Source organism: Hallella seregens ATCC 51272, from assembly GCF_000518545.1.
In the GTDB taxonomy this organism is placed as follows: domain Bacteria; phylum Bacteroidota; class Bacteroidia; order Bacteroidales; family Bacteroidaceae; genus Prevotella; species Prevotella seregens.
In genome coordinates, this window is the sequence record NZ_JADU01000007.1 from 135,031 (window position 1) to 161,090 (window position 26,060).

Sequence of the window (26,060 nt, forward strand, 5' to 3'; positions counted from 1 at the left end):
TGCAAACGCAGTGATCTGCCCTTTAGACCTAATGTAGAAGATGAAACAATCTGCACCTGTCACGATGAAAGATATAGCCGAGGCACTGGGCGTGTCGGTGGCTACGGTGTCGCGTGCCCTCAAGGACAGCCCGCGCATCAGCGGCGCACAGCGCGAGAAAATAAAGAGGTACGCGCGCGAACATAATTATTATCCCAATGTGTTGGCCGAGAGTTTGCGCAACAGCCGCACCCGACCGCTCAAGATCATCGGCGTTATTGTACCCCAGTTTGCACATTTCTACTTTGCCTCAGTGCTTAGTGGCATCGAGCAGGAGGCCGCCTCGCGGGGCTACACCATTATGGTGGGACAGAGTGCCGAACAGTACAACCGCGAGGTGTTGCTCTGCGAGCGGTTCTATGAGCACAAGGTGTGCGGCGTCATTGTTTCCCAAGCCAAGGACACGCAGCAGTACGAACACTTCCAGAAACTCATGGACCACGGCATGCCTCTCGTGTTCTACGACCGCATCTGCACCGGCATCGACTGCAACCGTGTGGTGGTGGACGACTATCAGGGGGCTTTCAACGCCGTGACCCATCTCATCAATACGGGCTGCCGGCGCATTGCTTTCTACGGCTCTCCCATGACTCTCGAAATCTCCAAAAACCGCTACAACGGCTACCGCGACGCCCTGTTGCGCCAAGGCCTGCAGCCCGAGGAGCGGTTCTTCCGCATCTGCGACAACCGGGCCGACGCCGAGGCCATCACGCCCGGCCTGCTCTCACAGGGGGAGATTCCCGACGCTTTCTTCGCCGTGAACGACGATACGGCCATCGGTATTCTCTATACAGCCAAGCGTATGGGCTACCGCGTACCCCAAGACGTCTCCGTCTGCGGCTTCACCAACGGCTACCGCGCCGTGGCCTGCGACCCAATGCTCACCACCGTGGAACAGCGTGGTGTGCGCGTGGGCGAGGAGGCCACCAACATCCTTATCTCCAAAGTGGAGGGAGAAACTCCTCTGAACAAAGTGGAGAAACGCGTGGTGAGGACGCGGCTGGTCATCAGGGGAACAACGAAATAATTCAAAATTCAGAATTCAAAATTCAAAATTACCGTGCGGCATGAAGGAGTTGAACGATAATGTTGTTGTGATGAAGAGTATGGATTTTGCCGTGCGGTGCGTGCGGTTGGCCAAGTATCTGCGCGACACCCACCATGAATACGACCTGGCCAGCCAGATTCTTTGCAGCGGCACGAGCGTTGGCGCGAACGTGTGCGAGGCGTTGCGCGGACAGAGCCGGGCTGACTTTCGCGCCCGGATGAACATCTCTTTGCGTGAGGCCAACGAGTCGCAGTACTGGCTGGACTTGCTGTCTCGCGTGGGACTTATCTCCGAAAGGGAGTATCAAAGTTTGTTTGCCGATTGCACGGAACTGTGCAAACTCCTCATGGCTATCGTGAAGTCCACGGCCCAAAACAATGTGAATGGAACCCCAAAATAGTTAAAAGTCAGGCTGGCAGCCACTCCGTCAGCCTCATCTTATATCATCATGTCAGACCGTATAAAAAGTAAAATCAACCCCCAAACAACGAAAAAATAGGATGTCGTCCAGTACGTCAACGCATGTCAGCCCGCGTATCACCGAATGATAGCCAGCGTATCACCGAATGATTGCCCGTGCGTCACCGGACGATTGTCAGTGTATCACCGGATAATTGCCAGCGTATCAACGGATGACCGCCTACGCGTCAGCCTAATTTTGAATTTTGAATTTTGAATTTTGAATTAAAAAACAAGCCCGATTTATCCTTTTGGGGCTTATGGAATCTGAGCTTCGGATTCTTCGGTGTGCAGATTGCTTATGCCCTGCAGAGTGCCAACATCTCGCGGATTTTCGCCACGCTCGGCGCCGATCCCCACAGTCTGAGTTACTTCTGGATACTGCCGCCGCTCATGGGCATACTGGTGCAGCCCATCGTGGGCTCGTGTTCCGACCGCACCTGGACACGTTGGGGCCGCCGTATTCCCTACCTCTTCATCGGTGCAGCCGTGGCTGTACTGGTGATGTGTCTGCTGCCCAACAGTGGCTCTTTCGGCATGGCCGTGTCCACGGCCATGGTTTTTGGGCTCGTCTCGCTCATGTTTCTCGACACCTCCATCAACATGGCCATGCAGCCATTCAAGATGCTTGTAGGCGACATGGTGAACGAGCGGCAGAAGGCCAAGGCCTACAGCATCCAGAGTTTCCTGTGCAATGCAGGGTCGCTCGTGGGCTATGTGTTCCCCTTTGCTTTTGCCTTGCTGGGCATTGCCAACGTGGCTCCCAAGGGCGTGGTGCCCGACTCGGTGATCTACAGCTTCTATGTGGGCGCCGCCATCCTCATTCTTTGCGTCGTCTATACCGTGGTGAAAGTGAAAGAATGGAGTCCGCAGGAGTATGAACAGTACAACGGCAAGAAGACCGACAACGGGGCCTTGGACGACGAGGGCAGCGGCAACTGGCTGGTGCTGCTGCGCCATGCGCCCGCCACGTTCTGGAAAGTAGGCCTCGTGCAGTTCTTCTGCTGGTTTGCTTTTATGTATATGTGGACCTATACCAACGGCACTGTGGCCGCCAACTGCTGGGGCACCACCGATGTGACCAGCAGCGGTTACCAAGAGGCCGGCAACTGGGTGGGCATCCTCTTCGCCGTGCAGGCCATCGGTTCGGTGGTCTGGGCCCCCATCCTGCCCAAGTTCAGCAACCGCAAGATGGCCTATGCCGTGAGTCTGTTGCTGGGTGGCGTGGGCTTCGCGGCCTGTGCCGTGGTGCACGATCCCTACCTGCTCTTCGTGCCTTTCTTGCTCATCGGGGCTGCCTGGGCTGCCATGCTGGCCATGCCTTTCACCTTTGTCACCAATGCCCTGCAGGGTTATGGCCACATGGGTGCCTATCTGGGGCTCTTCAATGGCACCATTTGCATCCCGCAGATTGTGGCTGCAGCCATTGGCGGCACCTTGCTGGCCGTGGTGGGCAGTGTGCAGAGCCACATGATGATTGTGGCCGGCGTGAGTCTCGTGCTCGGTGCCGTTGCCGTGTCGTTCATCCGCGACGGCAAGTAGGCATAGCCCCCGTTTCTCTGCCGCCACGGCCCTGCCGTGCGTGCGTGGAGCCATGATGGTTTAGCCGTGGCAACCCTGTCAGAGGGTTGCCACGGCTTTGATTTTTCCCTACCATTGTGCCGTCATTCCCCCATCATTCCCTGGCCCCACTGCGCCAACCCTGCAATCGTCTTTTCATCACGGCGCAACGGCGTTGCGTTTACGCCGTCGTCGCCTCGCGTTTGAGGCTTTTTCACGCCACGTTTACGCCGCCATCGCACTGCGTTTGCGCCGTTGTCGCTGCGGCCCGACGGGGTGGCGGATGGCGTTGCGGGCCCTCGGGGCGCGTTTTCGGGCTGCCGGACTTGGCGGGTTGCCGATTTTTGCCTATTTTTGCAATGGGCTTTAATCCCCCAAATGCTTTGGTTATGACAACGACAATGATTCTTCTCCGGCTGGCCGTGGCCGCCATCTTCGGCGGCCTCATCGGCCTCGAGCGCGACTATCGCTCCAAGGATGCCGGCTTCCGCACCCACGTGCTCGTGGCCCTGGGCAGCGCCCTGTTCATGATTGTGAGCCAGTATGGCTTTGCCGACATCATTGCCCACGGGGCTGTGGGCCGGTTCGATCCCTCGCGCGTGGCCGCCCAGGTGGTCTCGGGCATGGGCTTCCTCGGGGCCGGCTGCATCATCTTGCAGAAGAATGTGGTCAAGGGACTCACCACGGCCGCCGGCTTGTGGGTCACCTCGGCCATCGGTCTGGCCTGCGGTGGAGGCCTCTTCCTGCCCGCCGTGGCCACGGTGGTGCTACTGTTGCTCTGCCTGGAGGTCATCAACAGCAGTCTGCCTAAGATGGGGCGCACGGTCATCACCGTGGGCTTCACGGCCACCAGCAAGATGGCCGTCACCGCCGTGCTCGACCGTCTGCACGGTGAGGACATCGTCCTGGCCGCCTACGAGATGAAGCATGCGCCCACCGCCGAGGGCGATTGCTACAAGGTGACGATGGAAATCAAGGTGCGGCGCGACCGCGACCAGCACCGGCTGCTCAACACTTATCTGGCCCAGTTTGATGACATTTCCATCGACAGCTTTGAGTAACCGCCCGTGGGCGGCCGGTGGTCTGCAGCCGGTTCGCCGGTGTGTGCTGGCCTTGTGGCTGCTGCTGCCGGGGCTGCCCGCCGTGGCTGCGCCCGGCGGCGGCGGCGCGTTGAGCTATGGGCCGGCCCTGTTGCCAGTGGCCGCCACCCTGGTGTTGAAGGCCGGCGGCGTGGAGAGTGCCAGCTCGTGGCGGCGGCTGGGCGTGGATGCGGTAGCCTCGCTGGCCCTCTCGTGTGGCACGGCCTATGCCCTGAAGCGGGCTGTGCGCGAGCGTCGGCCCGACGGGGCCGACCGTCATGCTTTCCCCTCGGGCCATGCCACGCTGGCCTTTGCCGGCGCGGCGGTGCTCGATCGGGAGTTTCGCCACGCCTCGCCGTGGGTTAGCGTGGCGGGCTATGCGCTGGCTGCGGGCGTGGCCGTGGAGCGGGTAACGAGCCGCCGCCACCGCTGGCACGACGTGGCGACAGGGGCCGCCCTCGGCGTGGGGGGTACGTGGCTCGGCTACTGGCTGGGCGACAAGCTCACGGGGGAACACAGCCGTTGGCAGCTGCATGTGGGTGCAAACGAGCTCACCTTGAACCTCGAACTTTGAGCTTTACCCTTTGAAATATGAAGTTCAAAGGACGAGAGTGCAAACGATTGCACGTTCTTTTCCACACTTTGTGCAAAAGGCGGGGAGCGGTGTATGATAGTTTTTGTTATCTTTGAACCAGAAAATATTTAACCTAAACTCTATGAATTTATCATTTCATGTGGATTACCAGACTCGGTTCGGCGAGGAACTCGTGCTGAATCTTGTCAAGCAGGACGGCGTTGCCCAGTACCGTATGAGGACGACCGATGGTAGCCGGTGGAGCTGCCAGCTCACCATGCAGCCCTCGAAAGCGACAATCGACTATTACTATAGCGTGGACTACGCCGGCACACGGGAGCGTCATGAGTGGACCACCGTGATGCACCGGCTGGAGCTCTGTGCGGCCAAGGGCGTGGAATACACCGTCTACGACCACTGGACCGACATTCCCGAAGACTCCTATCTCTACAGTTCGGCCTTCACAGACTGTATCAACCGCCGCGAGACGGGTGCATTGCCCCGCACGGAGTATGGCCGGACGGTGCGCCTTGTGGTGCGCGCCCCTCAGTTGCGCAGCGGCGAGCGGCTGGCCCTGGTGGGCGCGGGTGACTATCTGGGCAACTGGGAATGGGACAAGGCTCTGCCCATGACGGAGCACAATATCAACGAGTGGGCCGTTGATCTGAACGCCGATGCCCTCGACTCCAATGTGGTGGAGTTCAAGTTTGCCGCCCTCGGCAGCGGGCAAGCTTCGGGCCCACTTTGGGAGACGGGGCTGAACCGCACCGTGGAACTGCCCCCGATGACCGACGGGCAAGTGGTGGTTTACCATCTCGACCAGGCTTTCCTGCCCGTCTACAACGTGAAGCTGGCCGGCACGCTGGTGCCTGTATTCTCGCTGCGCTCGCACAGCAGCTTCGGCGTGGGCGACTTCGGCGACCTGCGCCGCATGGTAGACTACGTGGAGCAGAGCGGTCAGCGCGTGCTCCAGGTGCTGCCCATCAACGATACAACCATCACCCATACCTGGACCGACTCCTATCCCTATAGCTGCATCAGCGTGTTTGCCCTGCATCCGCAGTATGTGGATCTGACCCGGCTGCCCGCCCTCAAGGACGAGGGGCAGCGGGCACGGTTCGAGCAGTTGCGCCAGGAGCTCAACGCCCTCGACCAGATAGACTACGAGCGTGTGAACCAGGCTAAGACCGAGTATCTGCGCCTGGTGTTCGAGCAGGAGGGAAAGGCCATGATGGCCTCCAAGGCTTTCCGCGGGTTCTTCAAGGAGGCCGGGCAGTGGCTTGTGCCCTACGCACAGTACAGCATGCTGCGCGACCGCTTCGGCACGGCCGACTTTTCGCAGTGGCCCGACCACCGTACGTGGGACGAGGCCGACCGCCGCGACCTGTCCAACAGCCGTACCAAGGCCTATCGGGAGGTGGAGTTCTGGTACTTTGTGCAGTTCGTTCTGGATAGCCAGTTCCGTGAAGTGCACGACTATGCCCGTCTGCACCGCGTGGTGCTTAAGGGCGACATCCCCATCGGTGTGAACCGCTACAGCTGCGACGTGTGGATGGAACCGAAATATTTCAACCTGAACGGCCAGGCCGGTGCCCCCCCCGACGACTTCTCGGTGAACGGCCAGAACTGGGGCTTCCCCACCTACAATTGGGACGAGATGCTCAAGGACGGCTGTCGGTGGTGGGTGCGCCGCTTCCAGAGCATGGCCCGCTTCTTTGACGCCTACCGCATCGATCACGTGCTGGGCTTCTTCCGCATCTGGCAGATTCCCGGCGATGCCGTGCACGGATTGCTGGGACAGTTTAGCCCCGCACTCGGCATGACGCGCGAGGAAATCGAGGGCTATGGCCTCCATTTCCAGGAGCACCAGTTCTGTGACCCGTTCATTTCCGACTGGATCGTCGAGCGTGTGTTTGGCGAGCGCGCCGACGAGGTGAAGCAGAAGTACCTCGACCATGCCCACGACGACGTATGGAACATGAAGCCCGAGTATGCCACGCAGCGCAAGGTGGAGCGTGCCTTTGCCGGTGTCACCGCACAGAGCGAGCTCAATCTGCGCGACGGCCTCTATGCTTTAATCTCCAATGTGCTCTTCGTGCGCGACGCCAGGGAGCCCGGCAAGTACCATCCGCGCATCTCGGCACAGTTCGATTTCACCTACGAGGCCCTCTACGACAGCGACAAAGCTGCCTTCAACCGCCTCTACAACGACTATTTCTATCGCCGCAACAACCAGTTTTGGTATCGCGAGGCCATGAAGAAGCTGCCGCGGCTGGTCGAGGCCACGCGCATGCTCGTGTGTGCCGAGGACCTCGGCATGGTGCCCGACTGTGTGTCATGGGTCATCAATGCCCTGCGCATTCTCTCGCTCGAAATCCAGTCTATGCCCAAGGATCCGCACGTGCGCTTCGGCCATCTCTCGCGCAATCCCTACCGTTCCGTCTGCACATTCTCCACCCACGACATGCCCACCATGCGCCAGTGGTGGGACGAGAACATCGACCGCACGCAGGATTATTACAACTCTATGCTCCATCGCGGCGGTGCAGCCCCGCACCCGTTGCCGGGCTGGCTGGCCCGCGACATCGTGTCGCGGCAGCTCACCTCGCCCTCGATGCTCTGCGTGCTGAGCATTCAGGACTGGCTGGCCGGCGACGAGCGGCTGCGGCTGCCCGACGCCGACGCCGAGCGTATCAACGTTCCCGCCAACCCCAGGCACTACTGGCGCTACCGCATGCACCTCTGCATCGAGGACCTGATGGCCGACGAAGCCTTCATGGAGAGCGTGCGCGAGCTGGTGTACCAGAGCGGGAGGTAATTCAAAATTCAGGATTCAAAATTCAAAATTGTTCTTGCGGGATTTAAAAAAGAAAAGGAATATGCGCTTACATCTGTTCATAGCATCCCTCCTGTGCTCGGCTGCAGCCCTGGGCCAGGAGGTGAGTTCGCCCGACGGCAACGTCAGGCTCAGGTTCTCGCTCACGGCCGCCGGCCAGCCCACTTACGAGATGAGCTACAAGGGCCGGGCCGTGGTGAAGCCCTCGCACCTGGGGCTCGAGCTGGCCAAGGACAGCCATGCCTCCAAGGGCATGCGCGAAACCAGCTTGATGGACGGCTTCACCGAGACGGCCCATCGCACCACAACCTTCGACGAGACGTGGAAACCTGTGTGGGGTGAGACGGCCACCATCCGCAATCACTACAACGAACTGGCCGTGGACTTGGCCCAGCCTTCGTCCAAGCGCACCATGACCATCCGCTTTCGCGTGTACGATGACGGCATGGGGCTGCGCTATGAGTTCCCCCAGCAGGACTCGCTCGTCTACTTTGTCATCAAGGATGAGCACACGCAATTCGCCATGACGGGCGACCATACCGCCTGGTGGCTGCCCGGAGACTACGACACTCAGGAGCAGGAAACCCAGGAAAGCCGCCTCTCGGAGATACGCACCCGCTTCCATGATGCCGTGAATTGGAGCAACTCTTCGGTGTCGGTGTTCTCGCCCACCGGCGTGCAGACGTCGCTGCAAATGAAGAGTCGCGATGGCCTTTACATCAATATTCACGAGGCTGCCTGCGTGGACTATGCCACGATGCACCTCAATCTGGACGACAAGAACTTGGTGTTCGACTCGTGGCTCACGCCCGACGCCACCGGCATGAAAGGCTACATGCAGACGCCCTGCCAGACACCCTGGCGCACGGTAATGGTGAGCGACGATGCGCGCGACATGCTTTCGAGCAACCTCATCCTCAATCTTAACGAGCCGTGCAAGATTGAAGACACCAGCTGGATACACCCCACGAAGTACTGTGGCGTGTGGTGGGAGATGATTGTGGGCAAGAGTTCGTGGAACTATACCGACGAGTTCCCCTCCATCAAGCTCGACCAGATAGACTGGAGCAAGGCCAAACCCAACGGCCGCCACGCCGCCAACACGGCCAAAGTGAAGCAGTATATCGACTTTGCTGCCCGGAACGGCTTGCAGCAAGTGCTCGTCGAGGGCTGGAATGTGGGCTGGGAAGACTGGGCTAACCACTGGAAACAGGATGTGTTCGACTTTGTGACGCCCTATCCTGACTTCGACCTTAAGGCGCTGAATGACTATGCCCACAGCAAGGGCGTGAAGCTGATGATGCACCACGAGACCTCGTCGAGCGTGCAAAACTACGAGCGACACATGGAGCGTGCCTACCAGTTGATGAACCGCTACGGCTACGACGCGGTGAAGAGCGGCTATGTGGGCGACATCATCCCGCGCGGCGACCACCACTATTCCCAGTCCATGAACAACCATTATCTCTACTGCGTGAAGGAGGCGGCCCGGCATCACATCATGGTGAACGCCCATGAGGCCACGCGTCCCACGGGTCTTTGCCGCACGTGGCCCAACCTGGTGGGCAACGAAAGCGCCCGCGGCACGGAATATGAAGCCTTTGGCGGCAGCCAGCCCAACCACACGGTCATCCTGCCTTTCACCCGGCTTCAGGGCGGCCCCATGGACTACACGCCCGGCATTCTGGAGACGCAGCTCAAGACTTGGAGCGACAATCCCAACTACGTGCACACCACGCTCGTGGGCCAGCTGGCCCTGTATCTGGTGATGTACAGCCCGTTGCAGATGGCCGCCGACCTGCCCGAGAACTATGCCAAATACGACGATGCCTTCCAGTTTATCCGTGACGTGGCCTGCGACTGGGACGACTCCCGCTATCTGGAAGCCGAACCCGCGCGCTACATCACGGTGGCACGCAAGGCCAAGGGCACGGACAACTGGTTTGTAGGAGGCAAGTGTGACGAGCACGGACACCAGAGCACGGTGAAGCTCGACTTCCTCGACAAGGGCCGTCGCTACGACTGCACCATCTATGCCGACGCCAAAGGGGCCGACTATGAGAAGAATCCCAAGGCCTATACCATTACTCGCAGGACGGTGAAACACGGCGACGTGCTGAAGCTCACCGAGGCGTGCGGCGGCGGCTTTGCCGTGTCGCTGATGGCGAAGTAACCGTTTGGGCGGTCAAGGCGTTCCTTAATTCCTTAACTCCGTTGCTCTAAAATAATCACAACCCCCATGCAATTGAAGAATATCTTTGTGTCTGCCCTCGCACTTTTAGGCATCCATGGACAGATGGAGGCCGCCCCGTCGACGGGAGGAGAGGGCAAGGATCTGTTTCGAGAGATAGTCTATTCGGCGAAGCAGACCGTCTTCAACCTGAATGCCCCCACTGCGGTGGATGCCGTTACAGGGGCCACATCGCAGTCGGCTGGCCGGTCCCCGCACGTCACCCTGCGCATCTACGACCGGGGAGAGGGCGGCAAGGCCGTGAAGACGGTGAGGATGAAGAAGAGCGGCGACAACCGCTGGACGGCCACTGTGGGCGGAGATCTGAAAGGCAAGTTCTATACTTTCGACACGTCGCACGGCGAGACCGCCGGCGTGTTTGCCCGTGCCGTGGGGGTGAACGGCCGGCGCGGAGCCATCATCGACCTGCGCGACACCGACCCCGACGGCTGGGCACAGGACGTGCGGCCCGCACTGAAGTCGGCCGCCGACTTGGTGATTTACGAAATGCACCACCGCGACTTTTCCATCGACGCCTCGTCGGGGCTGGAGCACAAGGGCAAGTTCTTGGCCCTCACAGAGCCCAGAGCCATCGCCCATCTGCGGGCGCTTGGCGTGAACGCCGTGCACATCCTGCCCTCATTCGACTATGCTTCGGTGGACGAGACGCGGCTCAGCCAGCCGCAATACAACTGGGGCTACGACCCGCTGAACTATAATGTGCCGGAGGGTTCGTACTCCACCGACCCCTACGACCCCGTAGTGCGCATCCGTGAGTTCAAGCAAATGGTGCAGTCCCTGCACCGGGCGGGCATCCGTGTGATACTCGACGTGGTGTACAACCACACGTTCGACATCGACGGCAGCGGTTTCCAACGCACCTGGCCCGACTATTACTATCGCAAGACAGCCGATGGAAAATACTCCGACGGCTCGGGATGCGGCAACGAGACGGCCTCGGAACGGCCGCTGATGCGCGCTTTCATGCTGGAGAGCATGAAGTATTGGGCCACGGAATACCACATTGACGGCTTCCGGGTAGACCTCATGGGTGTGCACGATATAGAGACGATGAACCTCATTCAGCACGAGCTTACAGAGCTGGATCCCACCTTATTTATATATGGCGAGGGCTGGAGCGCGGGCACATGCGCCTATCCTTTGGACAAGTTGGCCGTCAAGGCGCACACCCTGCAGATGCCCGGCATAGCCGCTTTCAGCGACGATATGCGCGATGCCCTGCGCGGCCCGTTCTCCGACGACAGCAAGGGGGCTTTCCTGGCTGGGCTTCCCGGTGAGGAAGAAAGCTTGAAATTCGGCATCGTGGGCGGCATCGCCCATCCGCAGGTAGACATGAGTCGGGTGAACTACGACAAGCAACCGTGGGCCGCCGAGCCCACGCAGCAGATCAGTTATGTGAGTTGTCACGACGACATGTGCCTTGTGGACCGGCTGCGTGCCTCCATTCCCGGCATTGCACAAGACGAGCTTGTGCGGCTCGACCTGCTGGCCCAGACCGCCGTGTTTACGGCCCAGGGCATTCCGTTCATGCTCAGTGGCGAGGAAATGCTGCGCGACAAGAAAGGCGTGCACAACTCGTTCAACTCGCCCGACTCCATCAATCACCTCGATTGGAACAACCTCACGCGCTATCCGCAGGTGTTCGACTATTACAGCCGGCTCATCCAACTGCGCAAGAATCACCCTGCTTTCCGCTTGGGCACGGCCGAGCGCGTGCGCCGGCACCTCCGATTCTTGGATGCGCAACCCTGTGTAGTGGCCTATGCGCTGGAGAATTTGCAGGGCATTGACGCGTGGAACGACATCGTTGTAGTGCTCAATGCCAACCGCCAGCCCACCGTCGTGACCCTGCCGGAAGGCAGTTATACCGTGGTGTGCAGCGACGGACGCATCGACGAGCAGGGCCTACGGACCCTCCCGGGTGGCCGTGTAACCGTTGCCGCACAGTCGGCCTTGATCCTTCATAAGTAATCCGAGGCAAACCGTAACACCCAAAATATCCCTTGAAATGAAGAAACAACTTCTTACGTTGATACTGTTGGCACAGGCCTTTCTGATGAGCGCACAAGTGAAAATAGACCGTATAGACCCTACCGACTGGTATGCCGGCATGAAAGATCCCAGCCTGCAGCTGATGGTTTATGGCCAGAATATTGGGGCGGCCGACGTATCCACCGACTATCCGGGCGTGCGCCTCGACTCGCTTGTGCGCCTCGATTCTCCCAATTATCTGCTCGTTTACCTCAACCTGCAGGGGGCGCAGCCCGGCGAAATGACGCTCAGCTTCAGGCAGGGCAAGCAGAACAAACGCGTGAAATACCTGCTCAAGACCCGCGAAATGGCGGGCGAGAAGCACATGGGATTCACCAATAAGGACGTGCTCTATATGCTCATGCCCGACCGTTTTGCCAATGGCAATCCCAAGAACGACGCTTTCAAGACGATGCAGGACAAGCTGTGCGACCGCCGGGAACCCAGTCTGCGCCACGGCGGCGACCTGGAGGGCATCCGCCGGCACCTCAGTTATTTCAACGAATTGGGGGTCACGGCCCTGTGGCTCACCCCCGTGTTGGAGAATGACCGCCCGGCCGACGAGGGCAAGTACAGCACTTATCATGGTTATGCCACGACCGACTACTATCGCGTGGACCCACGCTTCGGTACCAATGAAGACTATCGCCAGCTCGTGGATGAGGCCCACCAGCGGGGGCTCAAAGTGGTGATGGACATGATTTTCAACCATTGCGGCGACTTCCATCCGTGGAACAAAGACGTGCCTTCAGCCGATTGGTTCAATCATCCGGGCTACGGATTGCAGACCAGTTACAAGCTCACGCCCGTGTTCGACCCCTATGCTTCGCAGGTGGACAAGGATGAAACCATGGGCGGATGGTTCGTCTCTTCCATGCCCGACCTGAACCAACGCAATCCCCATGTGATGAAATACCTCATTCAAAACTCCATGTGGTGGATCGAAACGGTGGGCATCGACGGCATCCGCATGGACACCTATCCCTATGCCGACCGCGAGGGCATGGCCCGGTGGATGGAAGCACTCGACCGCGAATACCCCAACTTCAACACCGTGGGCGAGATTTGGGTGACGGAACCCGCCTATACAGCCACCTGGCAGAAAGGATCGAGGCTCTCGGATTCCAACAGTTATCTGAAGACAGTCATGGACTTTGCCCTCTACGATCGCCTGAATCAGGCCAAGAACGAGGAGACCGACGACTGGTGGAAAGGGCTCAACCGCATCTACAACGTGCTGTGCTACGACTACGTGTATGCCAACCCGCGGAGTGTGATGGCGTTCATCGACAACCACGACACCGACCGTTTCCTGGGCAATGGCAAGGACACCACGGCTCTGAAACAGGCTCTTGCCCTGCTGCTCACCATCAATCGCATTCCCCAACTCTACTACGGCACGGAGATATTGATGAACGGAACCAAGGAGACGAGCGACGGCAACGTGCGCAAGGACTTCCCCGGCGGGTTCCCCGGAGACGCCCGCGACTGCTTCACCCCGGCCGGACGCACGCGTGAGGAGCAGTCCATGTTTGCGTGGTTGAGCCGGCTTCTCCACTGGCGGCAGGGCAATGCTGTCATCACCGAGGGCACGCAGACGCAGTTTATCCCTTGGAAAGGCGTCTATGTCATAGCCCGTCGGCATGCGGGGCACACGGTGCTCACCGTCCTCAACGGCAAGCACGGCGAGGCCTCGATGGCTGTTCGACGTTATGCCGAGGTGATAGGCAGCCACACCCAGGCCACCGACGTGCTGACCGGAAAGCGTGTTGACCTGACCAAGGACATCCCCTTGGCCGGCCGCGAAACGCTGATACTGGAATACTAAGTCTTTCTACGGTCCTGTTTAAAGGCAAGGGCCTTGTTGCCATAACCGGCGACAAGGCCTTTATCGTCTTAAAATTAAGGGTAAATCATTGCTTGGGCAAAAAAAATCAAGTACCTTTGCATCATAGTATCACACCTTAATTATTAAACAGGAAGATTATGATTCTTTTCTTTAAGACTCCTAAGGAGAACATCATTGCCACTGAAATGGACCATCGGCCCAGTGAGCAGGAGACAAAAGAACTGTGCTGGCTCTATGGCGATGCCGAGCCATTGAGGGCCGAGAAGCTGGAAGGCTTCTTTGTTGGACCGCGTCGCGAGATGATCACTCCATGGAGTACGAATGCCGTTGAGATAACCCAGAACATGAGTCTCAATGGCATTTTGCGTATAGAAGAGTTCTTCCCGGTGAAGAGTGAGGCGGCCGACCACGACCCGATGCTCCAGCGCATGTACCGCGGTCTGGACCAGAACGTCTTCACGGTGAACCATGAACCGGAGCCCATCAGGCACGTGGACGACCTGGAGAAGTTCAACGAGGAGGAGGGTTTGGCCTTGAGTCCTGAAGAAATAGAATACCTGCACAAGATCGAGAAAGCAAACGGCCGCCCGCTTACCGACTCGGAAATTTTCGGCTTTGCCCAAATCAACTCCGAGCATTGCCGCCACAAAATCTTCGGCGGAACGTTCATTATCGACGGCGAGGAGCGCGAGTCGAGTCTCTTTGCACTGATTAAGAAGACCACAAAAGAGAATCCCGGCAAGATACTTTCGGCTTACAAGGACAACGTTGCCTTTGCGCAGGGCCCGGTGGTGGAGCAGTTTGCACCCGAGGATCAGAGCACAAGCGACTGGTTCCGCGTGAAGCCCATTGAGAGTGTAGTCTCTCTGAAAGCCGAGACCCACAACTTCCCGACGACCGTCGAGCCGTTCAACGGCGCTGCTACAGGCACAGGCGGCGAGATACGCGACCGCATGGGCGGCGGCGTGGGCAGCTGGCCCATTGCCGGCACGGCCGTGTACATGACGAGTTACCCCCGCAGTCTCTCCACCGGCACCCCCTCCGCTGACGCCGCTCCGATGGGAGAGGGCAGCGGGCATGCCGATACAACAGCACGGCGTGCGTGGGTAGACAGCATCCCGGAACGCCCTTGGCTCTACCAAACACCCGACCAAATCCTCATCAAGGCCTCGAACGGCGCCAGCGATTTCGGCAACAAGTTCGGCCAGCCGCTGATTGTCGGCTCAGTGTTGACCTTTGAATACCAGACCTCATCCGCCGACACAGCAACACGCCCGGACGGCACTCCCCTCCCGTCGGAGGGGTCGGGGGCTGCCCCGCAGGTCTATGGCTACGACAAAGTCATCATGCTGGCAGGCGGCGTGGGCTATGGTAAGAAGCGCGACTGCCTGAAGAAAGAGCCCCGGCCGGGCAACGAAATCGTGGTCGTGGGCGGCGACAACTACCGCATCGGACTGGGCGGCGGCTCGGTGTCGAGCGTGGACACCGGCCGCTACACCAGCGGCATCGAGCTGAATGCCGTGCAGCGAGCCAACCCCGAAATGCAGAAACGTGCCTACAATCTGGTGCGCGCCTTGGTCGAAGAAGACGTGAATCCCGTGGTCTCCATCCACGACCACGGCTCTGCCGGCCACCTGAACTGCCTCTCCGAACTGGTGGAGGAGTGTGGCGGCGAGATAGACATGACCAGGCTGCCCATCGGCGACAAGACCTTGAGTGCCAAGGAAATCATCGCCAATGAGAGCCAGGAGCGCATGGGATTGCTCATTGACGAGAAGCATCTCGACCATGTGAAGCGCATCGCCGAGCGTGAGCGTGCCCCACTGTATGTGGTGGGCCGCACCACGGGCGACGCCCACTTCAGCTTCAGGCAGGGCGACGGCGTGAAGCCTTTCGACCTCGACGTGGCCCAGATGTTTGGCCATTCGCCCAAGACGGTGATGCGCGACGAGACCGTGGTGCGCCACTACGAGGATGCCGTCTACTCGGTGGAGCATCTGGACGAATACCTCAACAACGTGTTGCAACTGGAAGCAGTGGCCTGTAAGGACTGGCTCACCAACAAGGTGGACCGCTCGGTGACGGGCAAGGTGGCCCGCCAGCAGACGCAGGGGCAGGTGCAACTGCCGCTGAGCGACTGCGGCGTCGTGGCGCTCGACTACCGTGGTGAGAAAGGCATTGCCACGGCCTTGGGCCATGCCCCCCAGGCCGGCATGGCCGATCCGGCCGCCGGAAGCGTGCTGAGCGTGGCCGAGAGCCTCACCAATATCGTGTGGGCACCCGTGGCAACAGACGTGAATCATCCCTACCCCGTGCAGAACTTGAACCTCTCGGCCAACTGGATGTGGCCCTGCCGCAGCCAGAAAGGCGAGGACGCCCGCCTCTACACGGCCGTCGAGGCCCTGAGCGACTTCTGCTGTAGCCTGGGTCTGAACGTGCCCACGGGCAAGGACTCGCTCTCGTTGAGCCAGCAATATCCCGACGGGCGCAAGGTTATTGCGCCGGGCACGGTCATTGTGACGAGCGGCGCCGAGGTGAGCGACGTGAAGCAAACCGTGAGTCCTGTGATGGTGAACGACAAGAATTCCTCGCTCTACTACATCGACTTCAGCTTCGACAGGCTCCGTCTGGGCGGTTCGGCCTTGGCCCAGACGCTGGGCAAGATAGGCAGCGACGTGCCCACGGTGAAGAACCCGGAGTACTTCGCCGACTGCTTCAACGCCGTGCAGGAACTCATCAAAAAGGGATGGATCATGGCCGGACACGACATATCGGCAGGCGGTCTCATTATCACGTTGCTGGAGATGACGTTTGCCAATGTCGAGGGCGGCATGCACGTAAACCTGCACGATGTAGCCCCCGAGAGCGGAGACGACGTGGTGAAAATGCTCTTTGCCGAGAACCCGGGCGTGGTCATTCAGGTGAGCGACCAGCACAAGAAAGACCTGCGTGAATACTTTGAAGCCAACGGCATCGGCTATGCCAAGATAGCCTATCCCACGCCCGCCGAGCGCAAGATAGTGGTGGTGAAGGGCGACTTCCACCATGAGTTCGACATCGACGCCCTGCGCGACACGTGGTACAAGACCTCCTATCTGCTCGACCGCAACCAGAGCCGGAACGGCATGGCACGCAAGCGTTGGCTCAACTACAAGAAGCAGCCGCTGGAGATGAAGTTCGCCGACGGCTTCCAAGGAACCTTTGTTTCGCTCGGCCTGAACCCCGACCGGTGGAAAGAAGAGGGGAAGAATTCAAAATTCAAAATTCAAAATTCAAAATTCACAGACTACAGTTTACAGTTCACAGACCATAGTTCACAGCTCAAAGACTACGGTTCACAGCCCGAAGACCAAAGGCCTTGTGCCGCCATCATCCGTGAAAAGGGAACGAATGGCGAGCGTGAGATGGCCTATGCACTGTGGTTGGCCGGCTTTGAAGTCAAGGATGTGATGATGACTGACTTGATAAGCGGCCGCGAAACACTGGACGAGGTGAACATGATTGTGTTCTGCGGCGGCTTCTCCAACTCCGATGTGCTCGGCTCTGCCAAGGGATGGGCGGGCGCTTTCCTCTTCAATCCCAAGGCCAAGGAGGCGCTCGACCGCTTCTATGCCCGCCCGGACACGCTGTCGCTCGGTATCTGCAACGGGTGCCAACTCATGGTGGAGCTCAACCTTATCAATCCTGAACACAAGCACCGCTCGCACCTGACGCACAACCAGAGCCGGAAGTTCGAGAGCCAGTTCCTCAGCCTTTCCATCCCCCGGAACGAGAGCATCATGCTGGGAAGTCTGGGTGGCAGCAAGCTCGGCATCTGGGTGGCCCACGGCGAGGGCCGTTTCTACCTGCCCGAACCCGAGGACCATTACAACGTCGTGGCCAAGTACAACTATGCCGAATATCCCGGCAACCCCAATGGCAGCGACTACAACGTGGCCGCCATCTGCTCGGCCGACGGCCGCCATCTGGCCATGATGCCGCACCCCGAGCGGTCTGTCTTCCCCTGGCAGAACGCCTGGTACCCGGCCGACCGCCGTGCCGACGAGCTGACACCGTGGATGGAAGCCTTTGTCAACGCCCGCAAGTGGGTGGAGGAAAGGCTCGAAAAATAATTCAATGAGGGAGTTAGGGAGTTAAGGAGTGATGGAGTTAAGACAAATGGTTGGAGGGAAGAAAACGTCCCAATAGCCTGTTGTCTTAACTCCATCACTCCTTAACTCCGTCACTCCAATAATTTCCAACGCATGTACAGAACCCTTTTCACCACCTTTTTCAAGATTGGCGCATTCACCCTTGGGGGAGGATACGCCATGATTCCGATTATCGAAAGCGAGGTCGTGAACAAGAACCGGTGGATTGGCAAGGACGAGTTCATCGACCTGATAGCCATTGCCCAGAGCTGCCCCGGCGTGTTTGCCATCAACCTCGCCACCTTTATCGGCTACAGGTTGCGCGGCCATCGCGGGGCGGTGTGCACCACGGTGGGCACCGCGCTGCCGTCGTTTCTCATCATCTTGATGATTGCCATCGCCTTCCATCAGTTCATGGACGTGGGGTGGGTGGCCGCCATGTTCAGGGGCATCAGGCCCGCCGTGGTGGCCCTCATCGCCGTGCCCACGTTCAGTCTGGCCAAAAGCGCACGCATCAATCTGGCCAACTGCTGGATTCCCGTGGCCTCGGCCCTGCTCATCTGGGCCTTTGGCGTGAACCCCATCTGGATTATCATTGCCGCCGGCGTGGGCGGCTACGTATACGGGAGGATGGCCTTATGATCTTCGTCCAGCTGTTCGTCACGTTCTTTGAGATAGGCCTTTTCGGCTTCGGCGGCGGCTACGGCATGCTGTCGCTCATCCAGACCGAGACCGTGGTGCGCCACCACTGGCTCTCCACGGCCGAGTTCACCAACATCGTGGCCATCTCGCAGATGACGCCGGGGCCCATTGGCATCAACTCGGCCACCTACTGCGGCTACACCGCCGTGCACAATGCCGGCTATGGTTTGTGGCTCTCTTGCCTCGGTTCGGCCACGGCCACGTTTGCCCTTGTGCTGCCCTCGTTCTTGCTGATGATACTCATCAGCAAGATGTTCATGAAGTACACGAAGACCGCCGCCGTGCAGCACGTCTTTGCCGGACTGCGTCCTGCCGTCGTGGGGTTGCTGGCCGCCGCCACGCTGCTGCTCTGTAACGATGAGAACTTCTCCAGCCCGAGCGTCAGCCCCTGGCAGTTCGGCATCAGCCTTGCACTCTTCGCCGCCACCTTTGTGGGCACGATGTGGTTCAAGGTCAACCCCATCCGCATGATTTGCTATGCGGCGCTGGCCGGTCTGTTGCTGCTCTATTGAGGGCACGGCCGCACTCCGTTTTGATTCATTTTAACCCCTCACCACTTATGAAACGACCCCCCTTGGCCCTCACGCTCTGCGCCGTGCTCTCCGCTGTTGCGGCGCAGGCCCAGCCCGCCGACCCCGCGCCCGCCGCGCCCCTGCGCCCCCTGACCTTCACCACCGACACGCCTTTCGTACACGACCCCGTGCTGGCCTTTGAAGACGGACGCTGTTATCTCTTCTGCACGGGCACGAACATCGGCGCCATGACCTCGGCCGACCGCCGCACTTGGCACGTGCAGCGCGACGGCGTACTCCGCGACATTCCGCAGTGGACGCGCGACAGCGTGCCCGGATTCGACCGCCACGTCTGGGCCCCCGACGTCATTCGCTGGCACGGCCGCTGGTGGATGGCCTACAGTTGTTCCACGTTTGGCAAGAACACCTCGGCCATTGGGCTGCTCTCGGCCACGTCGCTGGCCGCTGCCGACTGGCACGACGGTGGCTGCCTGGTGGCCAGCCGCGAGGGCCGCGACAACTGGAACGCCATCGACCCCAACTTCGTTGTTGACGACGACGACCGCTTGTGGATGGCGTGGGGCTCGTTCTGGGACGGCATTCAGCTGGCTCCCCTCACGGAGGCTACGGCCCCCGACGGCCGCCTGACGCTGCGCCTGGCCGCCCCGCCACAGACCATAGCGCGCCGCTACGCTCCGGGAGCGCCCTACCAGCAGGAGAATCCCACGTCGCGCCATGCCGGCACCAACGCCATCGAGGCCCCGTTCATCTTCCGCCACGGCGGCTACTACTATCTCTTTGTGAGCTGGGACTACTGCTGCCGCGGCAGCCAGAGCACCTACCGCGTGGCCGTGGGCCGCAGCCGGCATGTGGCCGGACCCTACGTGGACCGCCAGGGGCGGCCCATGACCGAGGGCGGTGGCACCGAGGTGTTCGGGGGCGACGGCCACACTTTCGAGGCCGCCGGCCACTGCGCCGCCTATGCGCTGCCCGCCGCCGGGGATGTGAAAGGCACCGACCTCTTCGTCTGCCACGGCTACTCCATCCCGCTGCAAGGCCAGTCGGTGCTGGTGCAGCGTGCCATCAAATGGAAGAAAGGCTGGCCTGTCCTGTCGGCGGAACCAGCCTCTTCGCGGGCCCGTTGACTGGCCCGCCTTGGGCTCTTCCACCGTCTTTTTTTGTTCAGGCCGCTTGGCTTGCGCCGTTTTCGCCTCGCGTTTGCGCCGTCATCGCCCCGCGTTTACGGCGCGATCGCGTGGCGTTTACGCCGTTGTCGCGCGGCGTTTGCACCGCCATCGCGCCGCCGCCGCGGCATGCAGCCGGCAGGTTGGCGAAGTCGGGGAGAGTGAACGATGCGTTATTTCTTGCCCCGTGTTGTGATAAAATGTAATCCAAAAGGCTTGTTTGTGAACGAAAAGTCGTAACTTTGGCCGTGCAAACCTAAGTGCAACCATTCATGAAGAATGGTTTTCGGCCGTTGTTTCCCTCGTTGCCCCAGGCTTGGACAGCCGGCCCGGACGATAGGGACGCAGCCCGCCGAAAGCGGTTAAATAAACCTAACGCAATGCAACAATCAGGCGGCTGGGCCGTCTAAAGGGTAACTGGCAATGGGAGAAGCCCGCCACCCTATGGTAAAATCACAACTAAAAATGAGAACAATATGAAAAAGAACATCTTAGTGCTGACCCTGCTGGCAGGTGCGCTGCTCGTTACGGGCTGCGCCAGCAAGAAGGAATTGCAGAATTGCCAGAACGAGAATCGTGAGCTCACGGCCAACTATCAGGACGCCAAGGAGCAGCTGGCCGCCTCACAGGCCCGTTCGGCCTCGTTGCAAGAGCAGCTGGCCCAGCAGAAGACCGACTATGCGGCCCTGCAGCGCAGCCTGGACAAGAGCCTGGCCAATACGAGTGACAACAACGTGAACATTTCCAAACTCGTCGACCAAATCAACGAGTCGAACCAGTACATACGCCATCTGGTGGAGGTGAAGAGCAAGAGCGACTCGCTCAATATGGTGCTCACCAACAACCTGACACGCTCTCTGAGCAAGGAGGAAATGAAGGAAGTGGACGTCCAAGTGCTCAAAGGCGTGGTCTATATTTCGCTTGCCGACAACATGCTTTACAAGAGCGGAAGCTACGAAATCAACGACCGGGCCGAGGAAACGTTGAGTAAAATTGCCAAGATTATCACCGACTACAAGGACTACGACGTGCTCATCGAGGGCAATACCGACAATGTACCCATCAACACCGACGCGGCCTCGATGCGCAACATCCGCAACAACTGGGACCTTTCGGCCCTGCGCGCCTCCAGTGTGGTGCAGTATCTCATCGACCGCTTCGGCGTGGCTCCCAAGCGGCTCACGGCCGGTGGACGCGGCGAATTCAACCCCGTGGCCTCCAACGACACCGAGGTGGGCAAGCAGCGCAACCGCCGCACGCAAATTATCATCACGCCGAAGCTCGACCAGTTTATGGACCTCATCGACAAGGCACCCGAAGACAGCAACAAGTAACGGCGTGTGTGTCAAGACAAATGACTGGGTTTGACGCGTAGGAGCACACCCCGTGGGTATCCGTGGGCTTTGTTCGGCTTTCGGTCTTATGGGGCGCATGCTTCTGCGTTGCGGCAACAACCCGGCGTTTTGGCACACTCGTTCATTGAAAAAGACAGGTTATGGAGAAAATCAAGATGACGACCCCGCTGGTCGAAATGGACGGCGACGAGATGACTCGAATCCTTTGGCAGATGATTAAGGAAGAGCTCATCCTGCCCTTTGTCGACCTCAAGACGGAATATTATGACCTTGGTCTGCCCAACCGCGACCGTACAAACGACCAGGTGACCGTCGACTCGGCCCGTGCTGCATGCAAGTATGGCGTGGCCGTGAAGTGTGCCACCATCACGCCCAACGCCCAGCGCATGGACGAATACCACCTGCACCACATGTGGAAGAGCCCCAACGGCACCATCCGTTCCATCATGGACGGCACGGTGTTTCGCGCTCCCATCACCATCCCGAGCATACGGCCCGTGGTGCGCAACTGGGAGAAGCCCATCACCATTGCCCGTCATGCCTACGGCGATGTGTACAAGAGCGTGGAGCTGAAAGTGGACGAACCCGGCACGGCGCGGCTGGTGTTCGAGGGCCGGAGCGGCCGCAGACAGGAGGTGGAAATACACGAATTCGAGGGCTCCGGCGTGTTGCAGGGCATGCACAACACCGACAAAAGCATCCGTTCGTTTGCCCACAGCTGCTTCAAGTTTGCCGTAGACACGCGGCAAGACCTGTGGTTTGCCACCAAGGACACCATATCGAAGACCTACGACGCACGCTTCCGCGAGATCTTTGAAGAGGTGTACGAGCAGGACTACAGGGAGCAGTTTGCCCGGCTCGGCATCGAATACTTCTACACTTTGATAGACGATGCCGTGGCGCGCGTCGTGCGGTCGAAGGGCGGATTCATCTGGGCCTGCAAGAATTACGACGGCGATGTGATGAGCGACATGCTCTCCACGGCCTTCGGCTCGCTGGCCATGATGACGTCGGTGCTCGTCTCGCCCGACGGCAACTACGAGTTCGAGGCGGCCCACGGCACCGTGACCCGCCACTATTACCGCTATCTCAAGGGCGAGGAAACCTCGACAAACCCCATGGCTACCATCTTTGCATGGAGCGGTGCCCTGCGCAAACGCGGCGAGCTGGACGGTCTGCCGGCCCTCGTGCACTTTGCCGACCGGCTGGAGGCGGCCTGTCTTGACACGCTCAATGCCGGCATTGCCACCAAAGACCTCGTGGGGCTCATGGAGGGTGTGGAGCCCCGGGCCGTGAATTCGGCCGGCTTCATAGCGGCCATCCGTGAGCGGATTGTGCTCTGACAAGAAAGTCGTGAGGGGAGTCGCATGGTGCGGCTCCCCTCGCGACTTGATGTACGGTAGAAGTCTGTGAGCGTAGAAGAAGTGAGGACCGGCCGCACTTCTTCTGCTATGGCTGGGTGGGCGCGGATGCCATACGGGCAGTTACCGCTGTGGGCCGGCCGGTTGCGACGACTCGGGAGCCTTGGGATAGACGTAGGGGAAGGAGTCTAAGGAGACCACGCGGCCGTCGCGGAAACCGATGAGCACCACGTCGTAGTCGCCGTTGAGGCACACGTTCTTGTGGTATTCCCACTGTTCGATGCCGTTCTCCATGAAGCGCCGGTACTTGGGTTCGCCTTTCATCGCGGAGAGAACTTGCTGCTGAGTCTGGCCCTGATGTATCTTGCTGATTGCTTTCAGCTGCCCGCTCATCCCAAGGGCGGCACATGACGACAGCAGCAGGGGGAAGAGAAAGAGCTGCAGTCCGCGCAAAATGTTTTTCTTGTTCATGGCTGTTTATTGTTGTGTTTAATCTTTTTCTAACCCGTAAGCCCGCCGAAAACCTCATTCTATGGCCTTGGCATGCTCTGTAGTCTGCGGCCGGGGTTTCACCTTGAACTTGTCGAATCCCTCGCCGTAGACGCCGATCACGTTGGTTTGCGTGACAAAAGCCTTGGGGTCTATCTCGTTGATGATGGAGAAGATGATGCTGCTCTCGCGGCGCATGGCCATGATGAAGAGCATCTTCACGCCGTGCCCCGTGTAGAAGCCGTGGGCCTCGATGATGGTTGCGCCGCGGTGGGGATAGACGGCAATGCGCGAGGCGATCTCCTGATACTTGTCCGAGATGATGAAAAACTGTACGCTGCGGTGGGTGGACTGCACCACTTGGTCCACGCAGAAACTCGTCACCCAGAGCACGACATAGCCGTAGATGACCTTTTCCCAGTCGTGAAATACCAGGTAGGACGAGGAAATGATGAAGATGTCGCAAATCATAATGACACGGCCCAGCGAGATGTCGCGGTACTTGTTCACGATGGCCGCCACGATGTCGGTGCCTCCGGTGGATCCGTGGAACGAGAAGCCCAGTCCCACGCCCGAGCCGCAGAAGATGGCTCCAATGATGCTGGCCATGAAGGGTTGGTCGTGAAGCAGGCGCATGTCCGCGCCGTGTTGCCGTGTCAGAACGGTCATGGTGGTCAGTGCAATGACGGCATAGATGGTCTTGATACAGAATTTGAAGCCCAGAATGCGCAGGGCCGCCACCAGCAGGACGGCGTTGATGGCAAAGTAGGTGTACTGAACGGGAATGCCTGTGCCCCAAAACACAACCGAAGCGATGCCCGGAACGCCCCCCGTGGTGATGCTGTTGGGCAGCAGAAAGATGTTCCACCCGATGCAGTAGGAGAGCATTCCGATGAGAATCATCACATAGTCGCGAATTTCATTCACTAACGTTGTCTTCTTGAAATTCATGGTGTTTGGTTTAAATGCAGTCTGTTTTTTCTTCCCGTCACCTTGATGACGGTCTCCCGATGCTCGGTAGCTAAATCCCCAGGCCGCCGGAGAAGCTCAAGTCCTGCGACTTGCCTTGCAGGACAAGAGAGCCAGGCGGCACGCTGTGGGTGAGCCAGACGTTGCCGCCCACCACCGTGTCGTGCCCAATGGTAATGCGTCCCAGCAGGGTGGAATTGGAGTAGACGGTCACACGGTCTTCGATGATGGGGTGGCGTGGAACCGAGAGTCGGGCCATGTTGCGGCCGGCCGGCTGGGGTCGGTCGGGGTGTCCGGCGCCAAGAGTCACGCCCTGAAACAGGCGTACATGGTTGCCAATGACACTGGTCTCGCCGATAACCACGCCTGTGCCGTGGTCGATGGAGAAGTGAGTACCTATCCGGGCTCCCGGGTGGATGTCGATGCCGGTCAGGGCATGGGCCTGTTCGGTGATGATTCGCGGGATGACGGGAATCCCCATTTCGTACAGTTCGTGGGCCACCCGGTAGTGGATCATGGCCAGAATGACCGGATAGGAGAAAATCACTTCACTGTAGGAACGGGCCGCTGGGTCGTCGGCGAAGACGGCTTCCACGTCGGTGTAGAGCATGTTTTTAAGTTCGGGCAGCCGGTCTATGAACTGTTGGGTCAGGCGGTCGCCCTCTTTTTTGGCCTGCTGCGTGTCGTGCTGGTTGAAGAGCAGGGCCAAGGAGGTCTGTTGTTTCAGCAGACAAACGAGACGTTCCATGTTCACGCCGATGTGGTATGAACGGATGTCGCTGTCGATTTGTCGCTTGTCAAAGAATCCGGGAAACACCATCATCTTCACCAGCGACACGATTTCGCCCAATGTTTCGACCGATGGCAGCTGGGCCTCATGGTCGGGGAGCATTCGTGCTTCGGCATCCGTCACTTGAGTGAGCAGGGCCACATTCTTTTGGAACACCTCGTCGTTCATTTCGGTTGATTGGTTTTACGGCGCAAAGATAATACTTTTTTCTTTGAACATGGAACAATGTCCATCGAACTTTATAATGCTGATACAGGAAAAACAAGACGGAGCAGTTTGCCATAGAGTATGGTGTTCGTAGTTAGATAAGGTGGTGAAGCCAAGAGTCGGTTGCTGTGCTTTGGAGATCATTGAGGGTGATGCTCGCCTCGATCGCCGCTTTTTCTCGCGCATATATATAATAATGTGAGTTCTGTTTTTGTGTCCTTTATTTGTCCGTTAAAGCGAAAAATTCGTTTTTCATCTGTATTTTTTTGTGGGATTGTTTGGTTGTTTTGGTTGCAATGTCTACCTTTGCACTCGCTTTCCGCCTGTGTGGCGGTTTGCGTTTAGGAAAGAGTTCTTTGAAAGTATTTACATAGACAGAGTAGTAGTACAAGAAGCAAGTCCCCGTTCCTGTTTTTATTGGGTTTCGGGGAATTGGGTATGAATGAGAACCGTCCGATTCATTTTGGATGAGATTCACAGGTTTTACTTGAACTTCGATACATTTTCAGGCGTTCTGTGACAGGCAAGACGTCGTGCTTTCATTTGCCGTGGGGCATTGGCCTTGTGGTGATTGTAGGTACGTACAATGTTATATTTTACCATGGAGAGTTTGATCCTGGCTCAGGATGAACGCT

19 protein-coding genes are annotated in these 26,060 nt (G+C 59.0%); 15 read left to right on the forward strand and 4 right to left on the reverse strand.

All coding sequences use genetic code 11. From position 1 onward, the window contains the following. Positions 1-40: 40 nt before the first annotated feature. The 13 genes from L888_RS0102915 (at position 41) to L888_RS0102975 (ending at position 20,215) form a co-directional block, all read left to right on the forward strand. Entirely contained in the window at positions 41-1,066 is a 1,026-nt protein-coding gene (locus L888_RS0102915) for a LacI family DNA-binding transcriptional regulator (protein ID WP_027951807.1), read from the forward strand. 40 nt (positions 1,067-1,106) lie between these two features. Beyond that, positions 1,107-1,487, forward strand: coding sequence for a four helix bundle protein (locus L888_RS0102920; protein WP_027951808.1), 381 nt, complete (start codon positions 1,107-1,109; stop codon positions 1,485-1,487). 272 nt (positions 1,488-1,759) lie between these two features. Then, positions 1,760-3,088, forward strand: coding sequence for an MFS transporter (locus tag L888_RS0102925; protein ID WP_027951809.1), 1,329 nt, complete (start codon positions 1,760-1,762; stop codon positions 3,086-3,088). A gap of 407 nt (positions 3,089-3,495) precedes the next feature. After that, positions 3,496-4,167 (forward strand): MgtC/SapB family protein, encoded by a 672-nt coding sequence (locus tag L888_RS0102930; RefSeq protein WP_015298531.1) that lies wholly within the window; start codon positions 3,496-3,498, stop codon positions 4,165-4,167. Beyond that, complete coding sequence (locus tag L888_RS0102935) at positions 4,160-4,759, forward strand: phosphatase PAP2 family protein (RefSeq protein WP_245594803.1); 600 nt, start codon at positions 4,160-4,162, stop codon at positions 4,757-4,759. Before L888_RS0102930 ends, L888_RS0102935 begins: the two co-directional genes overlap by 8 nt. 142 nt (positions 4,760-4,901) lie before the next feature. After that, positions 4,902-7,577: a 4-alpha-glucanotransferase gene (locus L888_RS0102940; RefSeq protein ID WP_027951810.1), complete on the forward strand. Its 2,676-nt coding sequence runs from the start codon at positions 4,902-4,904 to the stop codon at positions 7,575-7,577. A 61-nt stretch (positions 7,578-7,638) separates the two neighbouring features. After that, positions 7,639-9,768 (forward strand): glycoside hydrolase family 97 protein, encoded by a 2,130-nt coding sequence (locus L888_RS0102945; protein WP_027951811.1) that lies wholly within the window; start codon positions 7,639-7,641, stop codon positions 9,766-9,768. Positions 9,769-9,834: 66 nt separating this feature from the next. Continuing rightward, a complete protein-coding gene (gene pulA / locus L888_RS0102950; protein ID WP_027951812.1) occupies positions 9,835-11,817 on the forward strand; it encodes a type I pullulanase in 1,983 nt (660 codons plus the stop codon). 37 nt (positions 11,818-11,854) lie between these two features. Beyond that, positions 11,855-13,705 carry a glycoside hydrolase family 13 protein gene (locus tag L888_RS0102955; RefSeq protein WP_027951813.1) on the forward strand — a complete coding sequence of 617 codons (1,851 nt, stop codon included), beginning with the start codon at positions 11,855-11,857 and terminating at the stop codon, positions 13,703-13,705. A gap of 158 nt (positions 13,706-13,863) precedes the next feature. Then, positions 13,864-17,838: a phosphoribosylformylglycinamidine synthase gene (gene purL / locus L888_RS0102960; protein ID WP_027951814.1), complete on the forward strand. Its 3,975-nt coding sequence runs from the start codon at positions 13,864-13,866 to the stop codon at positions 17,836-17,838. Positions 17,839-17,970: 132 nt separating this feature from the next. Beyond that, positions 17,971-18,498: a chromate transporter gene (locus L888_RS0102965; RefSeq protein ID WP_005844886.1), complete on the forward strand. Its 528-nt coding sequence runs from the start codon at positions 17,971-17,973 to the stop codon at positions 18,496-18,498. Continuing rightward, complete coding sequence (locus L888_RS0102970) at positions 18,495-19,070, forward strand: chromate transporter (RefSeq protein ID WP_027951815.1); 576 nt, start codon at positions 18,495-18,497, stop codon at positions 19,068-19,070. Before L888_RS0102965 ends, L888_RS0102970 begins: the two co-directional genes overlap by 4 nt. Positions 19,071-19,117: 47 nt before the next feature. After that, complete coding sequence (locus L888_RS0102975; RefSeq protein WP_027951816.1) at positions 19,118-20,215, forward strand: family 43 glycosylhydrolase; 1,098 nt, start codon at positions 19,118-19,120, stop codon at positions 20,213-20,215. A gap of 37 nt (positions 20,216-20,252) precedes the next feature. Here the strand turns inward: L888_RS0102975 and L888_RS14390 are convergent, their stop codons facing one another. Next, positions 20,253-20,465 (reverse strand): hypothetical protein, encoded by a 213-nt coding sequence (locus tag L888_RS14390; RefSeq protein WP_156924975.1) that lies wholly within the window; start codon positions 20,463-20,465, stop codon positions 20,253-20,255. Positions 20,466-20,730: 265 nt separating this feature from the next. Here L888_RS14390 and L888_RS0102980 point away from each other — a divergent pair, with 265 nt between their 5' ends. Together L888_RS0102980 and L888_RS0102985 are read left to right on the forward strand one after the other, a co-directional pair. Next, positions 20,731-21,588: an OmpA family protein gene (locus L888_RS0102980; RefSeq protein ID WP_027951817.1), complete on the forward strand. Its 858-nt coding sequence runs from the start codon at positions 20,731-20,733 to the stop codon at positions 21,586-21,588. Positions 21,589-21,749: 161 nt separating this feature from the next. After that, positions 21,750-22,952: an NADP-dependent isocitrate dehydrogenase gene (locus tag L888_RS0102985; protein ID WP_027951818.1), complete on the forward strand. Its 1,203-nt coding sequence runs from the start codon at positions 21,750-21,752 to the stop codon at positions 22,950-22,952. 141 nt (positions 22,953-23,093) lie between these two features. Here L888_RS0102985 and L888_RS0102990 read toward each other — a convergent pair whose 3' ends face one another. The 3 genes from L888_RS0102990 to L888_RS0103000 form a co-directional block, all read right to left on the reverse strand. Continuing rightward, positions 23,094-23,441, reverse strand: a complete 348-nt coding sequence (locus tag L888_RS0102990; protein ID WP_027951819.1) for a hypothetical protein — start codon at positions 23,439-23,441, stop codon at positions 23,094-23,096. Positions 23,442-23,495: 54 nt separating this feature from the next. Next, a complete protein-coding gene (locus tag L888_RS0102995; RefSeq protein ID WP_005844878.1) occupies positions 23,496-24,410 on the reverse strand; it encodes a YitT family protein in 915 nt (304 codons plus the stop codon). A gap of 70 nt (positions 24,411-24,480) precedes the next feature. After that, a complete protein-coding gene (locus L888_RS0103000; RefSeq protein WP_005844877.1) occupies positions 24,481-25,386 on the reverse strand; it encodes a serine O-acetyltransferase in 906 nt (301 codons plus the stop codon). Positions 25,387-26,060: the final 674 nt, after the last annotated feature.